This window comes from Psychromonas arctica (assembly GCF_036697365.1).
GTDB lineage: Bacteria > Pseudomonadota > Gammaproteobacteria > Enterobacterales > Psychromonadaceae > Psychromonas > Psychromonas arctica_A.
Window position 1 is genome coordinate 416,381 of record NZ_JBAHZA010000002.1, and the last position, 15,762, is coordinate 432,142.

Consider the following 15,762-nt stretch of genomic DNA (forward strand, 5'->3'; position numbering starts at 1 on the left):
CTATTATCAATCAAAAATATTAAAGTTTAAGCATCTAGTACAAACTTTTGAATCGCTTTAGCCACACCGCTTTCAGTGTTTGATAGTGTGACATAATCAGCGATCTCTTTAATATCATCCGTCGCATTACCCATCGCTACCCCCAACCCTGCATATTTAATCATATGATAATCATTGCCAGCATCACCAACACACATAACTTGCTCAGCAGGAATAGAAAAGTAATCTGCAAGTGCCTTAACACCAATCCCTTTATTACTCTGCTTATGCAAAAATTCCAAAAAGAAAGGAGCACTTTTTAGAATAGTAAATTGCTCATATAATTCAGGAGGTAATTTTTCAATGGCTGCACTTAACTTTTCTGGTTTATCTATGATCATCACTTTTAAAATAGCGTCATCATCATTAAATTCTTTAAAATCAAACAAAGTAATTAATTCACCATTAATGCGGGATTCTAAATCCGTGTATTCATTGTGAGCAGGAGTTACTAAGCCTCTCTCTGCACAAAAGGCATGTACATGTAATCCCATTAAATCTGCTAATGCGGCGATCTGTTTTGCGTCTTTACCCTGCAAAATTTGGCTTCGAACAATATTGCCACTTTCAACTTGCTGCACGACAGAAGCATTAAAACTTAATACATAGTCATCGTCAGTAGTCATACCTAACTCATCTAATGCGCCTCTCATACCACTAGTTGGACGTCCAGAAACTAAGACAACACGTACACCTTTAGCGCGAGCAGCTTCAATAGCGGCTTTATTTTCATCTGTGATTTTTTTATCCGGCGTCATTAATGTGCCATCAATATCTAAGGCAATCAGTTTATACATACACACTCCTCTTATGTCGGGCTAAAATAAATTACTGAAACCACTTATTGTTAGTATTATTTGTTGTTTTTACTTATCCAATTAACTACGTCGGAAAAACGATAATTCTCTAGTGAAGCAAATCCAGGTAATTGGCGTACTTTTAAACGAGTAAATATTGGTGTCGTTAATCCACATAAAAATCGAGCTCTCAATATATAGCTATCATGTTCACCTAATTTTTCAGCGATAGACTGGCTTAACTGCACTGGGTCAAATTGTTGTAAAGGTGTTAAAGCGGGCACTACAGGCATCACTGCAGGCTGCCCTACACATACCGAGCAGTGACCACATTGAGTTTGTAAACGGCGATCAGAAAAGTAGTCAGCGAGTTGCCAATTCAAACACTGGTCACTCGCAAAAAAGTCTAATAAATGATGGATACGTTGAATCTCGCTCTGTTCTTTTTGCAAGAATCGCGTAATGAGTTCATCGCGCAGGTCATTAGTAATATTGGATTTGTCAATTTTGTAGACTTGCGTCATCTGTTTAGTTTGTAGTTCTATCAACCCCTGTTGATCTAGATAATCTAACGCAGTAAGTACCCTACTACGGTCACATTGAACCTGGCTTTGCATGCGTTCAAAATTTAATGAAGACCAAGTGCGAGCTTTATCAGAAGTCGCTAAAATAGTTTGTACAAACTGAGCCCTTTCCCCATGAAAACGTCCCACTAACTCAGTTTCAGGTACCAATAATTTATACTTATATTCTGCATAATAACTGTAAGCAGGTTCGATCACTGCTTCCAGCTCTAAATATACTAATAATGTTTTCAAAGCTAACAAGCGAATATTAGACTGAGCCGACAGACTATTCATGACCACTTCCCATTGCCCTTGTGCTTGTTGTATTTCGTGAATAATAAAATCCACTGCACTGGCTTCCGGTGTATCGGCATGTACAAAGTTTTCTAATATATTAAGGTTATTTTTATTGGCTAGCACAAGGCATTCTGAAGTTTTACCGTCACGTCCTGCTCGGCCAATTTCTTGAGCATAGTTTTCAATAGACTTAGGTAAGTCATAATGCACCACAAAGCGAATATCACTTTTATCAATCCCCATCCCAAAGGCAATAGTAGCTACGATTAATGGTAACTGTCCGTCCATAAATTGCTGTTGTATGAGTTGCCTTTGTTCATTGCCTAACCCTGCGTGATAAGCGATTGCCTTAATACCAGCTTGAGATAGCGCTTCAGCGACCTGTTCTGCAGTTTTTTGTAACGTCACATAAATGATCCCTGCTTGCCCAGCTTTACTTTCTAGCCAAGGCACTAAACAAGGTAATTTATTCTGCTCATCTACACCTAAAACGGAGAGGTTTAAGTTAGCACGGTAAGAACCCGTAAGCGTAATATGCTCTGATTCAATATGAAATTTTTCTGCCATATCCTGAATCACTTTATCAGTGGCAGTGGCAGTCAATAACAAAACTTGATTAATCGAAAACTGCTCTCGATAAGCTGCCAGCTTTAAGTAATCTGGCCTAAAATTATGTCCCCACTCACTGATACAGTGTGCTTCATCAACCACCATTAATGAGATCGGGACTTGCTTCAAAAATGTTCTAAACCGTTCGTTATTCAAACGCTCTACTGAAATAAATAAGATCTTAATTTCACCTTCACTAACACGTTTATAAACGTCAGCCGCTTCTGCTGCTGTTTGCATAGATTGAATACTCGCCGCGTGAATTCCTTTGCTTTGTAAAAAATCTAACTGATCTTGGATTAGGGCTAACAAAGGCGATACAACTAACGTTAAATGTGGGAGGTGTAATGCAGGCAATTGATAGCAGAGGCTTTTTCCTGAACCTGTAGGAAAGATAGCAGCAGCACTATGGCCATTTAAGAGTGATTGAATCACTGGCTCTTGCCCAGCACGAAACTGATCAAAACCAAAATATTGCTGCAAGGTAGAATACATATAAGAATCCGAAAAATAAATTAATAAGCATTTATATCATAGTTACTTGTGATTTGTTGTTATGTTCCCTTAGCAATATCAATAAAATATAGATGAACACTAGCAACGTCCGGCTACATAAATTAAATTATTTATCTAATGACAAGCACCACCGACCTAATCTAAAAAAACACTATACCTCTGAATTTAAAGCTATTTTAATTATTAACTTGCGACAGCCTATTATCGCAAAATAACAAACCTTGCCTGCCAAGTAAAAGCCCCTTATTATCATCTTAAAAATATAAACTAGAGGTCAAGATGACAACTGCACAGCCTAAAAAAGTCAGTAAACGATTAATTATCACTTTGTCATCTATTTATGCCATTTCCCCTTTTGCCATTGACAGTTATTTACCAGCGATCCCATTAATTGCCAATGAAATGCAGGTTGATATTTCTTTATTATCAGTCACTGTTAGTTTATATATTTTGGGTTTAGCCATTGGCCAACTGATCGGCGGCCCACTTTCCGATAAACACGGAAGATTACCTATTATGCTATTAGGTTTGTTCATCTTTGCAGTTGCAAGTTTGTTACTCACCACCAGCAGTCATATAGCTTTGTTATGGGGATGGCGCTTAATGCAAGCTATTGGTGGAGGGATCGCCATCGTTGGCGTACCAGCCACTATTCGAGATAATGCTGATGGTAAAGAAGCTGCAAAACTCTTTGCTCTAGTCGCCCTAATCATGATGATAGCGCCATCAATTGCGCCTACCATTGGTAATCTTATTTTATCTTTGCATTCATGGCACTGGATTTTCTATTTTACGGCAGGCTTTTCATGTATAGCGATGTTGATGGCTAAGAAATACGTCCCACATCAATCAAAAAAACAAAAAAAATTATTAGCCATCACCATTGAACGTAAAAAAGGCATTAAATTTATTGAAGTGTTTAAGCACAAGCAAGGGATCGGTTACATGCTGGCACAAGCCTTTGCATTTGCTGTAATGATGACCTTTGTCGCTAACTCAGCCATGATCTATTTATCTATTTTTAAGGTTACCGCCACGACCTTCACTCAGCTATTTGCATTAAATATTGGCGGCTTAATATTTATTAATCGGCTTAATACCTTGCTATTGAATCGTTTTGAACCAGCGATATTAGCAAGGTGCTTTTTGACCATGCAGTTTTTAGGAGGTGTTTTATTGGTTGCATCAAGCTTGATTGTTCCAGATAATTTAACCCTAATCGTAATTGGTTTTATGATAATGATCAGTGCAAATGGAGGCGTAATGGCTAACTGTAATGCTTGTTTCTTAAAATATTTTGGTAAAAATGCAGGCACTGCTTCTGCAGTTTTAGGCGCTTTTCAATGCACAATGGGGGCAACGATTAGCGCTTTTGCTGCGTTTATTAGTATGGGCTATTTGCAACCAGTGGTGTTTATTATGCTGATTGCCTCATCAATTGCTTTAACTGCCGTTATTCACAGTAATAAACAAGCTCGTTTAGCTGAAATACTAGAATCAGAAACCCCGTAATTTCGAGGCCTCGTATTTAATTTTTATAACATACTAGTGAAATGCCCATAGTAAAGCTTTTCACCTACTAGCGACTCTAAAGCTTCACGACTCGGTAAGCTATGCCAAAGCTCAGCGGCCTGCTTGACCGCTTGCTCACTTGTCCAAGTCAATTGCCAACAAACCTCATCTTCGCGATCAATACTTTGTAAAATATCATATGATGATATTAACTGACCGTGCACATTAATTTCTTCAAAAATTAATAAACTCACACGCATCACTTCAGGGATATTGTTTTTAGAGACTTTAAAAATAGCGACTTCAGAACATAAACTCATTTTTGTTAACCTTTTTCTAAATCTATTAAAAACACAGTTTTCCTTATTTCGTTAATAAAGCCAATCACATTAAATAATGATGCTAAATTTTAATCAGAAAAATTTATGCAAGAGCAAAGTTGATTGTTTCTAAATTAACGACGTTAGGTATTAGTCAAAAATAATCCAAACAATGATAACTCTTTACAGGTTTACCTATTTAACTTTTATAGGACTGCAACAATAAACAGATCAGAATTAAAAAAAGCCCTAGCCAACCTAATAATGAAATTGACTCGCCTACTACAAAAACCGCGAACAAAGCAGCAACAGCAGGCTCAAAAAGAGTCAATAAAGTTGCTTTACTCGCATGAGTTGTTTTCAAGCCAAAACCAAAACAAAGGTAACCAATAAACATTGGAATAACCGCTATATACACAAGTACTATGGTATCAATAGAAGCAATAACTAACGAGTTACTGTTGATCAGAAACACAGGCACCAACAAGATACCACCAATACCAAATATACTACCCACCGCTGACTTTGAGCTAACACCACGATTAATTAATGCTTTTGCTGCCCAAGAATACAAGGCATAGGTAAAGCCTGCGATAAAACCTAATAAAATGCCTAAATATTTACTGTTTTCATCAAACTCACTACCCGAAATATTAGTCTCTGAGCCAGCTAAAAAAACAATGCCAACGGCTCCCAACAACAAACTAACTAACCAATATCCATCAATATTATTTTCTTTGCTAAAAAGTCGCTCAATAACAGCAACAAAAAATGGTGCACTAGCAATCGAAACAACTGTGCCGATAGCAACGCCAGATAAGCGCATCGCACTATAAAATGCTAATGGATAAATAGCTAATGCAATGGCGCCAATCAGTAAGGTATAACGAGACTCACTCAGTTTTTTCATGTCCAAACGAATATGTTTAGCGCCGTTAATAGCCAACAATAACCCACCAATCCCCATGGTGAAAGATCCAATAGCTAAAGGACTGATAGTTGATGCGTAGGAAGCAGCTGTTCCTGTTGTTCCCCACAGTAATGAGGCAAACAAAATGGCAAATACGCCCTGTTTACTTGCCTTGCTACTCACGCTTAATTGGCTCAATGTTAACTTCCTTCTCTTATAGATTAGTATCAAATCATAAAGCATTCATTTAACAATTAGTTTGCAGTTAAGACGCTGTGTTTGACATTAAAGACTTAGTTAACGTCTTATTTGGCGCGGAGAGAGTTGATAAAATTGAGAGAATCGGCGACTAAAAGCCGAGATATCACTGTAACCTACTTGTTCTGATATTAATTGTACCGGGATATCGGTGTGCGTTAACAAGGCTTTAGCTTTTTCCATTCTTTGTTCGGTAATATATTGCAATACACTTTGACCGATGCACTGTTTAAATACCTTTTTAAATTGAGTTGGACTAAGACAAGCCAACTGTGCAAGTTGATTAACATGTAAAGGTTGAGAAAGATCATCTGAAATGCTCTGCAAAACAGCTCGAATTCTAGGGTCTATTTGTTCTCCAGCTATTTGTTCTGATAACAATTTACTAAACATTTCAATCATCATTTTCTCTAATGACTGATCAACTTTATGCTGCAATTGCTGCTCAATAAATAGCAAATAACTACGTAACGGCGCTGACATAGCAAAAACAGAAGAGCTCATACTCAATAAATTATCTGGGAGATGGTTAAGGTCAGCAACAATAAAACGTGCACTCTCATTGGCTTTAAACAGATGAAAAACTTGTGCGGGTATTACCACACATTCACCAACTGATACCTTACCCGTATAACCTTCTAGCTCAATAATAATTGTTCCAATAATGGGCAGAACTAACTGATGATAGCAGTGTACATGCCCTTTTTGTTGTTTGCTGTAAGCGCGAATACTCAGGTTATCTTGCATTAATCACTCACTTCCACTTCATTGCTATCAACTGCATTTTTAACACCAAAGGGGATATGTACAGAAGGCGCAACCGTACTTGTTGAACTTAAATGACCGGATTGGTCATCAAAGAAAATATGTGGCTTTAATACACCAAGGATCAAGCCTTTATCAACACCACCTAAGAAAAAAGCATCGTTGGTCATTACGCCCCACTCTTTTAAAGTATTTAAGGCTCTTTCATGGGAAGGCGCATTACGCGCAGTGACAATCGATACACGTAAACGATTACGATAGGCGGGATCATTCTTTTTTTTATTTTCTTCAATTTTTTGAATGGCAGACACTTTCACTAAGAATTCTTTTAACGGCCCCGGATTATGCGGCTGTAAAACATTCTTTGTTTCATGTTCATGAAACTGATTCAAATCATTCGTCTTATGCATCACGGTTTCTGATTCATCATCTGCTAGCACTCCATCAAAATCGAAGGCGATACGGAGATCATCATCGTCGTCATCAATTATTGCAGATTTCATGACATGCCCGGCTGGATAACCTAGTCTAATCGCCTCTTTTACATCAGAAGAATTTCCCGATAAAAACAAAGAAATACTTAAAGCGGGAATATACTGATATGGTGACTTGCCTTGCATGAATATCGCTCGTGTAATGGGTAGATTATGATGTTTAATCGACTTCATGACACGTAACCCCGTATCGGGATCGTTACGCGATAACAACACAACTTCAACCAATGGATCAGACTTCGGATCATCAGTTAAATTATTAAGTGACAATAAACGTTTAACAAATGAAAACGATGGTCCTTTTGGTAAAGGCACATCAACCTTCTCTGTTTGATATTTACGGTATTCTTCTTCCCCTTTAGTACGAAAGACTGTATCAGACTCAGTTAAATCAAACATCGCACTCGAAGCAACACCAATCACTAAACGGTTACCTAATTCATAAGGCATAGTAAAACTCCACAGATTAATATTAGCCATTAATAGCAATCACAATAAATGGCTTATTTATTGGTATAACTCACTAACTAAATGAGAAAAACTCAAAAAGAAAAATACTATTTACGCTTATTATGCGAACCTAAGAGAAAATAAACAGGATTATTACGAATAATAAAAAATCATCTCAAACCGTCACACAATAAATGTTCCTTTTTACAATCAATCTAGCGCTGAATATTAACCACGATTAATGTATTATGTCGCGCATATATTCCCCGACATAAAAGAATTTTCATGGCTATTCAACAATTCGATAACGAACTCACTATTATGCGTACTGCTAACACTGATGTAGCGGCGCCTGTTATTGAGGGTTTATCTTCTTCTAGCATCATACTCTCCACGCTCAACTCTAAATATATCCACTCCAGTTTAGGGCTACGTTACTTATATGCTAATTTAAAAGATTTACAGCCGAATTGTGAAGTTAAAGAGTTTGTTATTCATACACGTCCTCTGGACATTGTAGAGCAAATACTCGCAACGAACCCTACTATAGTAGGCTTTGGTGTGTATATATGGAATATTATTGAGACGACCAATGTCGTTAGCTTATTAAAAGTAATCGCACCTAATGTAAAAATTGTATTAGGTGGTCCAGAAGTAAGCTATGAATCTGAATCACAACCTATAGTGCAAACTGCCGATTATGTATTAACTGGCGAAGCTGATATCAGCTTTTACGATTTATGCAGGGATATCTTAAGTGATAATGCCCCTGATACTAAGGTCATGAAATCTAAACCAGTAGATTTAAAAGACTTAGCAATGCCCTATCAATATTACAGCGATGAAGATTTAAAGAATCGATTATTGTATGTAGAGGCATCACGAGGCTGTCCTTTTAAATGTGAGTTCTGCTTATCTTCTTTAGATACAAAATCAAACCCTTATGAATTAACCGTTTTCTTACAACAAATGGAAACCTTGTATCAACGCGGTGCGCGTAACTTTAAATTTATTGATAGAACCTTTAATTTAGACATTAAAACGTCTTTACAAATTATGCAATTCTTCTTGGATAGAATGACAGACGACCTTTATCTACACTTTGAAGTAGTACCTGATCATTTACCAAGAAAACTGAAAGAGATGCTGGCTTTATTCCCTGAAAATACTCTGCAGTTTGAAATTGGAATACAGACTTTTGATCAAGAAGTGCAAACGAATATCAGCCGTAAGCAAAATAATCCAAAATCAAAAGAAAATTTAATCTGGTTGAAAGAAAATACCACTGCACACATCCACGCAGATTTAATCTTCGGATTACCTGGTGAAACATTTGAGACATTTAAAGATAGCTTCGATCAACTGTACGCTTGTAAACCACATGAAATTCAAATGGGTATTTTAAAGCGCCTTAAAGGTAGCCCAATTATTAGGCATACAGAGAACTTCGATCTTCGCTTTAACCCGCTACCACCTTTTAATATATTAAGTACCGATCGCGTTGACTTTGCGACGATGCAATTGGTGAATCGTTTTGCGCGTTACTGGGATATGATTGGTAATTCAGGTCGGTTCAAGCACACTCTCGACCTATTACTTGCAGATAAGCCCTTCGATAACTTTATGGCTATCTCTAACTGGATTTTTGAAGAAACCGGTCAAACACATAAGATTAACTTAAAGCGACTTTATGAATTAATCTCTCAGTCAGTGGTAACACTTTTCCCTGAGCAACATTCAGTGGTACTGGTACAACTTGAAAAGGACTACCAAGCTTCAGGATTAAAAAGTATCTTTAACACACTAAACCTTTACCAAGCTCGAATAAAAGACACCAATAAACCAAGTAAATTGCTACAACGCCAGAAACAGCACATGAGCTAATGTACACAAGACAAACAAGAACCAGACAGCTATTGAATATCCGCTTGAAGCAGTTTTCAACGATTATTCAGTGCTGTCTGAGTAAGTGCTTTTGCTGCTAACAAGAGTAATTTTAAACAGTTCATACTCGCTATTTTCCTCTACATCAATTCAATATATCTGCTTCAACAGGCCTAATCCTCTCTGTAATAACACCCCATTTAATAACACCAAAAAAACAACAATTGACTCCTACATTCCTACTTAACATTTTTGTCTATTTTCTATAAAAACAGTACGTTAACTGTGCAATTTAGTTTGCAAAATCTGATCGGCTAATAGCAAATTGTTACTTTTTGTGAAGCCTTTCTTACCTTATAGAAATGAATGAAAGGAAGAAAATGATTACTTTTAACGCATTAAATTTAAACAAACACACGCTAAACGAGTTAACCAATATAAAATCCACATTTTATCGACAAGGCTTTGTATTAATAGATACCAGCTCTATTGAGGATAAAGATAAAATATCCCCTATTGCAGCAGCATTAAACTTAGGCGATGCAGCGACAACCTATTACAACAAAACCTACTTTGACTACAAGCTAACAACAGACAATATGGCTGTAATTGGCAACCTTCCCAATAGAAAAGGTCAAATTAACCATGAAGGTTTTGAAAGTAATAATGCTCAAGGATTACACGTAGACGGGACTATTGAACCGTTAGGATCCATACAAACATCACTTTTATATTGCAAACAACCTGCCAAAGTCGGTGGTGAAAGTATTGTCTTCAACCTGATTGGAGCCATTAATCACTTAGCCAAAAAAGATTTATCTCTCATTCAACCTTTATTTGATCCAAATGCACTCAAAAGAGCCTCAACCTATGAAGGTATCAATGAGAGTCATACTGGTCCTATCCTAGGCTACCACCCAGAAACAAAGAGGTTGATTGCTCGATTTGCAATAAACATTACCTGCCAGTGGCAAGATGGATTTAACAAAGTACCTGGCTTGCACAGAACTGTTGCTCAACTCTTTGACATGGCAAAGGAAGGCTCACCTTTTACCGCTAAGTTTCAATTACAAAGCGGAACATTAATGGTGATGGATAATAGCCGAATTTGCCATGGTCGAGCGGCTTATAAGGATTGCATTGATAATCCACGGACTATGATTAGAGGTATTTACTCAAAATTACCTAGTTAGTTTTCAACAAGGTCATTGCTAACTATCACAATCTAAAGCACGCGTTTACTGTCGTGCTTTTTCATTGGTCGGTAATACAATTCCATTCAATTACCCCACCTTTTCATATGACGCAGCCTTTTACACCTATCAGTTTGATTGGAAATAACCATAGCAAAAACACGATATGTCATGGACAAACCTATCAATAAGGCATAAATTGAACACATCTTAATAATAACTATTATCATTAAATGGCGATATTATTTCTTTATGACAAGCATAAAACAAAATAGCTAACAGAATATAAGCACTACACATTAAATTGGGTGAATTATGAATAAAAAAACAATACTTATGATTTTAGATGGCTGGGGCACTTCACCAGATCCTAAAGTATCAGCACCAGACAATGCGAACATTCCATTTTTAGATTCTTTATATAAAGATTACCCTAATGCCTCATTACGCACTGACGGAGAACATGTTGGTTTACCGACGGGTCAAATGGGTAATAGTGAAGTTGGGCATATGAACCTTGGCGCAGGACGCATTGTGTACCAAGACTTAGCAAAAATTAACATGGCAGTAGCAGATAACACGTTAGCAAAAGAACCTGTTTTAGTTGATGCACTGCAATATGCCAAAGATAATAACAAAGATGTACACTTCTTAGGTCTTTTAAGTGACGGTGGCGTACACTCCCACTCAAGTCATTTAAAAGGCTTTATCGACGCAGCAGAACAAGCGGGTATAAAAAACGCTTATGTTCACGCATTTTCTGATGGTCGTGATGTAGACCCTAAATCAGGAAAAGGCTCTATTGCTGATTTGCAAAACTACATTAAAAATACCAATACTCAAATAGCGTCAATCACAGGTCGCTACTACGCAATGGACAGAGACAATCGCTGGGAGCGAGTACAACTAGCTTATGATGCACTGGTTAATGGTGTTGGTGTAAAAGCCACAGATCCAATCAGTGCAATTGAACAAAGTTATGCCGATGGTGTTACTGATGAGTTTGTTAAACCAATTATCTTAACTGATGAGCAAGCACAGCCTAAAGCAACGATTAAAAAAGATGATGTGGTTATATTCTTTAACTTCCGTACCGACCGTGGTCGTGAATTAACTCAAATGTTAAGCCAACAGGACTTTCCTGAGCAGAATACCGCTAAACTTGATTTATATTACGTAACGATTACTAACTACAGCGATGACTTTGAAAATGTAAAAGTCATCTACGACAAAGACAATATCAGTGAAACACTTGGTGAAGTATTAGAAAAAAACGGTAAAAAGCAAATTCGTATTGCCGAAACTGAAAAATACCCACACGTTACGTTTTTCTTTTCTGGTGGTCGAGAAGAGCCTTTTGAAGGCGAATCACGTATCTTAAAAAACTCACCAAAAGTAGCGACGTACGATTTAAAACCTGAAATGAGTGCATACGAATTACGTGATGCATTAGTACCAGAACTAAACAAAGGTGAAGCTGACTTTGTTTGTCTTAACTTTGCAAACGGCGATATGGTCGGTCATACAGGCATGATGGATGCAGCAATTAAAGCCTGCGAAGCAGTAGATGAATGTGTTAAAGATGTTGTTACTGCTGCGCTTGCTAATGACTACACTACATTAATTATTGCCGATCACGGTAACTGTGAAACCATGATGAATCCAGATGGTAGTCCACATACTGCACACACAACAAACCCTGTGCCAGTAATTCTAGTGGATAAAGACCTGAAGAGTATTGAAGACGGTGTGTTAGGTGATATGGCACCAACCATATTAAAGTTAATTGGCGTAGAACAACCTGCTGCAATGACTAGACACTCACTGATTTAGCCGAGGCGCATCAAGAGCTAACGACAGGGTAGGAAACTACCCTGCTTTTAATGATAACCATGACATACTTCCTGAATGCCTACTTCATTTTTCATTCTCTAATTCATTTAATCTTAACAATACTATAAGCGATAAATTCTGATTTATACTGTTTTGTAAATAGTTAAATATTACGTTAATAGACCTATAATTATTAGTAAATTGATATTCAAATACAGGCTGTAACAATAGTATTCATAATTTTAATCTGTTCAACACAAACTAAAAAAACAAGCTGATTTTAATACCTCATAACCCTAATTCTGATTAGGCAGCCTCCAAAACACTTCAAATAATGATTTAATTTTAAATAACCTTTATATTTAAAAAATAAATTAAATTTATTGTTTTGACTTTATTTATACTTTTTAGTAAATTTCTCGAGTTACGCACAAATGTAATAAAGCCACCAAATAATACTTTTCTCGTTTAATTGTTTACCCAAAAATATTTATACCTATTTAATAAATATTAAACGTCCAAGTAGAAATGTTTTACCCCCAAAAAATAACAACACGAACTAAACACATAAAGGAACATTTGTGGAACACTTCCTCATTAACATAACAAGCTACCCAACTGTTATCTACACAACATTATTATTAATAATATTATTATTCTGGCTACTAACAGTGGTTGGTTTATTCGACATGGATATTTTAGATGTTGATATCGACTTAGACACCTCTGAAGTCGGTGGCGCACTAGGGGTGCTTGTTACATTAGGGTTAACAGGAGTACCTGTCACTTTAGTACTTAGCATACTTATTTTATATAGCTGGACACTTTGTTCAATATTGTCACTATTTATTGGTCACTTCGATTGGGATTATGGCGTATTAACTTTCCTTTTAAATACTTTTATTTTGATCGCTACTGGTGCCCTTTCTATCCCACTTACCGCTAAAACAATTAACCCACTTAGACCACTATTTCGAGCTTTTAATCAAGGCCCTATACAAGAAACCTTAATGGGTAAAGAAGCACGAGTACGCACTACAAAAATTGACGAAAATTCAGGTCAGATTGAATGTTCTCGTGATGGAGCTAGTTTAATACTCAACGCAAGATCAGGTAGCGCAAAACAATATTTATACGGTGAAACAGTAATCATCATCGACTTTAAAGAAATTGACAACATGTACATTGTCGTTAGTAAACAAGAATTCAATCAATAATACGGAGCTCAAACCATGGATACTAGTATCTTAATAACAATAGGGACTGCGGTCCTTGCTGTCATTGCCATTATTACTTTATTGGCAATGACATTTAGTGCCTTTTATAAAAAAATCAGCCAAGGTCATGCGATGATCGTGAATGACATGTCTTCTAAACCAAAGGTACATTTTACAGGTGGCATGGTCTTACCGGTTGTACACAAGATGGAAATAATGAAAATTTCATTAATTACACTTGAAATCGACCGTCGTGGTAGCGATGGATTAATTTGTAAAGACAACTTACGTGCTGATATTACTGTTGCCTTTTACTTACGTGTAAATGAAACACGTGATGATGTATTGAAAGTAGCAAAAGCCATAGGTGTTGATCGAGCATCTGACAAAGATGCTGTTAACGAGTTATTTAATGCTAAATTTTCTGAAGCATTAAAAACTGCCGGCAAAGGGATGGACTTCCTTGAGCTTTTTGAAAATCGTATGGGCTTTCGTGAAAAGATTGTCACTGTTGTAGGTAATGATCTTAACGGTTATGTATTAGAAGATGTGGCAATTGATTACTTAGAGCAAACACCAAAATCTAGTTTAGATCCAAACAACATTTTAGACTCTGAAGGTATTCGTAAAATTACCGAAAAAACCGCAGTACAAAATATTGAAACTAACCGTTTAGAAAAAGATGAATCTCTTTCTATTACCAAAAAGAACGTAGAAACACGTGAAGCAATGTTAGCGTTAGAGCGTCAAGAAGTTGATGCAGAATCTAAACAGAAACGTGAGATAGAAACAGTAAAAGCACGTGAAGAAGCTGAAACACATAAAATTCAACAGGAAGAACGCAGCAAGTCAGAACAAGCTCAACTAGAAGCCGATGAACAAATTGCCATTCGAGACCAAGTAAAATTACGTCAAGTTGAGATCGCAGAACAAAGTAGAGAACGTGCTGTTATTATCGAAAAAGAAAAAGTCATTCGCGCACAAGAAATGGAAATTGTGAATCGTAAACGCGAAGTTGAATTATCAGAAATTGATAAAGAAAAAGCACTGGAAGAAGAGCGTAAAATTATTGCTCAAACAATCAGTGAAAGAATTGCAGTAGATCGTAAAGTAGCTGAAGAAGAAGAAAGAATTAAAGAAGTACAAGAAGTCTCTGAAGCTGATCGTCTAAAACAAATTACTATCATAGAAGCAGAAGCTAAAGCACAAGAAGAATTACTTCGTGTTGTCAAACAAGCTGAGGCAGATGAACAAAAAGCTGAACATAAATCTCGTGAAATTAACTTAATGGCACAAGCTAACCTTGAAGTAGCGTCTAAAGAAGCTGAATCAATTAAGAAACTAGCCGAAGGTACTCAAGCAGAACAAGCAGCGAATGGTTTAGCTGACGCAAAAGTATTAATAGCAAAAGCTGATGCAACTGAAAAAGAAGGATTAGCAAAAGTTCGAGTAGAGGAAGCGCAAGCCAAAGCAACAGAAATGACAGGTCTTGCAGAAGCTAAAGTACTTGAAGAAAAACTAACAGCTGAAGCTCGTGGTAATGAAGGATTGGGTAAAGCAGAGGCTGTTGCCAAACGTGAAGTTGGTCTGAGTGAAGCAGAAGTCTTAACTGAAAAAGGCAGAGCAGAAGCGGTATCTAAACGTGAGATTGGTGTTAGTGAAGCAGACATTATTCGCGAGAAAGGTAAAGCTGAAGCAGATGGTCTAATTGAAAAATTCGCTGCAATGAACAACATGAGTAAAGAAAGCAGAGAGTTTGAAGAATTCCGTATGAACCTTGAAATAGAATTCAAACAAACATTAGCTAATATCGAAGCTAACAAAGAGATTTCAAGCGATCAAGCAAGCGTATTAGGTGCCGCACTGAAACATGCGAATATCGATATTGTAGGTGGTCAAGGTGAATACTTTGACAAGCTGTATAAAGGTTTAGGAGCAGGTAATGCAATTAACGGTTTCTTAGAAAAGAGCCCTGTTATCCAAAGCTTGATGGAGAAATTATTGGCGGGTACCTCAAATGAAAAAGAGATAAACCAACCAATCGTAGAAACAACGAAGACACCTGAGGTTTAATTAACCTCTTCCTACTCAGTACTTAATCG

Annotated in this window: 12 protein-coding genes; 6 read left to right on the forward strand and 6 right to left on the reverse strand. The window is 36.9% G+C overall.

The features are described from left to right. Positions 1-26: 26 nt before the first annotated feature. Both yidA and V5290_RS03905 read right to left on the reverse strand, forming a co-directional pair. The gene (gene yidA / locus V5290_RS03900) at positions 27-836 is read right to left on the reverse strand and encodes a sugar-phosphatase (RefSeq protein ID WP_333382087.1); all 810 of its coding nucleotides are present in this window, start codon (positions 834-836) and stop codon (positions 27-29) included. Positions 837-892: 56 nt separating this feature from the next. After that, positions 893-2,803, reverse strand: a complete 1,911-nt coding sequence (locus tag V5290_RS03905; RefSeq protein WP_333382089.1) for an ATP-dependent DNA helicase RecQ — start codon at positions 2,801-2,803, stop codon at positions 893-895. A gap of 300 nt (positions 2,804-3,103) precedes the next feature. Here V5290_RS03905 and V5290_RS03910 point away from each other — a divergent pair, with 300 nt between their 5' ends. Further along, on the forward strand, positions 3,104-4,336 hold the full coding sequence (locus V5290_RS03910) for a multidrug effflux MFS transporter (protein ID WP_333382091.1): 1,233 nt from the start codon (positions 3,104-3,106) through the stop codon (positions 4,334-4,336). 23 nt (positions 4,337-4,359) lie between these two features. Here V5290_RS03910 and V5290_RS03915 read toward each other — a convergent pair whose 3' ends face one another. From V5290_RS03915 to V5290_RS03930, 4 genes are all read right to left on the reverse strand, one after another. Then, the gene (locus V5290_RS03915) at positions 4,360-4,656 is read right to left on the reverse strand and encodes a hypothetical protein (protein WP_333382093.1); all 297 of its coding nucleotides are present in this window, start codon (positions 4,654-4,656) and stop codon (positions 4,360-4,362) included. A 199-nt stretch (positions 4,657-4,855) separates the two neighbouring features. Beyond that, complete coding sequence (locus V5290_RS03920) at positions 4,856-5,764, reverse strand: DMT family transporter (RefSeq protein WP_333382094.1); 909 nt, start codon at positions 5,762-5,764, stop codon at positions 4,856-4,858. A gap of 99 nt (positions 5,765-5,863) precedes the next feature. Next, positions 5,864-6,571: an AraC family transcriptional regulator gene (locus V5290_RS03925; protein WP_333382096.1), complete on the reverse strand. Its 708-nt coding sequence runs from the start codon at positions 6,569-6,571 to the stop codon at positions 5,864-5,866. Further along, positions 6,571-7,533 carry a 5'-nucleotidase gene (locus V5290_RS03930; protein WP_333382097.1) on the reverse strand — a complete coding sequence of 321 codons (963 nt, stop codon included), beginning with the start codon at positions 7,531-7,533 and terminating at the stop codon, positions 6,571-6,573. Before V5290_RS03930 ends, V5290_RS03925 begins: the two co-directional genes overlap by 1 nt. 285 nt (positions 7,534-7,818) lie before the next feature. Here V5290_RS03930 and V5290_RS03935 point away from each other — a divergent pair, with 285 nt between their 5' ends. From V5290_RS03935 to V5290_RS03955, 5 genes are all read left to right on the forward strand, one after another. Continuing rightward, entirely contained in the window at positions 7,819-9,417 is a 1,599-nt protein-coding gene (locus V5290_RS03935) for a B12-binding domain-containing radical SAM protein (RefSeq protein ID WP_333382099.1), read from the forward strand. A gap of 380 nt (positions 9,418-9,797) precedes the next feature. Then, positions 9,798-10,610: a TauD/TfdA family dioxygenase gene (locus tag V5290_RS03940; protein ID WP_333382101.1), complete on the forward strand. Its 813-nt coding sequence runs from the start codon at positions 9,798-9,800 to the stop codon at positions 10,608-10,610. 315 nt (positions 10,611-10,925) lie between these two features. After that, positions 10,926-12,443 (forward strand): 2,3-bisphosphoglycerate-independent phosphoglycerate mutase, encoded by a 1,518-nt coding sequence (gene gpmI / locus V5290_RS03945; protein ID WP_333382103.1) that lies wholly within the window; start codon positions 10,926-10,928, stop codon positions 12,441-12,443. 581 nt (positions 12,444-13,024) lie between these two features. Continuing rightward, positions 13,025-13,660, forward strand: a complete 636-nt coding sequence (locus tag V5290_RS03950; RefSeq protein WP_333382104.1) for a hypothetical protein — start codon at positions 13,025-13,027, stop codon at positions 13,658-13,660. A gap of 15 nt (positions 13,661-13,675) precedes the next feature. Further along, on the forward strand, positions 13,676-15,733 hold the full coding sequence (locus V5290_RS03955) for a hypothetical protein (RefSeq protein WP_333382106.1): 2,058 nt from the start codon (positions 13,676-13,678) through the stop codon (positions 15,731-15,733). The last annotated feature ends 29 nt before the right edge of the window (positions 15,734-15,762 follow it).

Bases quoted from the DNA above. Each gene is read 5' to 3' on its own strand.
- V5290_RS03910 (WP_333382091.1), top strand. From the start codon at position 3,104: ATGACAACTGCACAGCCTAAAAAAGTCAGTAAACGATTAATTATCACT.
- V5290_RS03935 (WP_333382099.1), top strand. From the start codon at position 7,819: ATGGCTATTCAACAATTCGATAACGAACTCACTATTATGCGTACTGCT.
- V5290_RS03940 (WP_333382101.1), top strand. From the start codon at position 9,798: ATGATTACTTTTAACGCATTAAATTTAAACAAACACACGCTAAACGAG.
- V5290_RS03955 (WP_333382106.1), top strand. From the start codon at position 13,676: ATGGATACTAGTATCTTAATAACAATAGGGACTGCGGTCCTTGCTGTC.
- V5290_RS03925 (WP_333382096.1), bottom strand. From the start codon at position 6,571: ATGCAAGATAACCTGAGTATTCGCGCTTACAGCAAACAACAAAAAGGG.
- gpmI (WP_333382103.1), top strand. From the start codon at position 10,926: ATGAATAAAAAAACAATACTTATGATTTTAGATGGCTGGGGCACTTCA.
- V5290_RS03915 (WP_333382093.1), bottom strand. From the start codon at position 4,656: ATGAGTTTATGTTCTGAAGTCGCTATTTTTAAAGTCTCTAAAAACAAT.
- yidA (WP_333382087.1), bottom strand. From the start codon at position 836: ATGTATAAACTGATTGCCTTAGATATTGATGGCACATTAATGACGCCG.
- V5290_RS03930 (WP_333382097.1), bottom strand. From the start codon at position 7,533: ATGCCTTATGAATTAGGTAACCGTTTAGTGATTGGTGTTGCTTCGAGT.
- V5290_RS03905 (WP_333382089.1), bottom strand. From the start codon at position 2,803: ATGTATTCTACCTTGCAGCAATATTTTGGTTTTGATCAGTTTCGTGCT.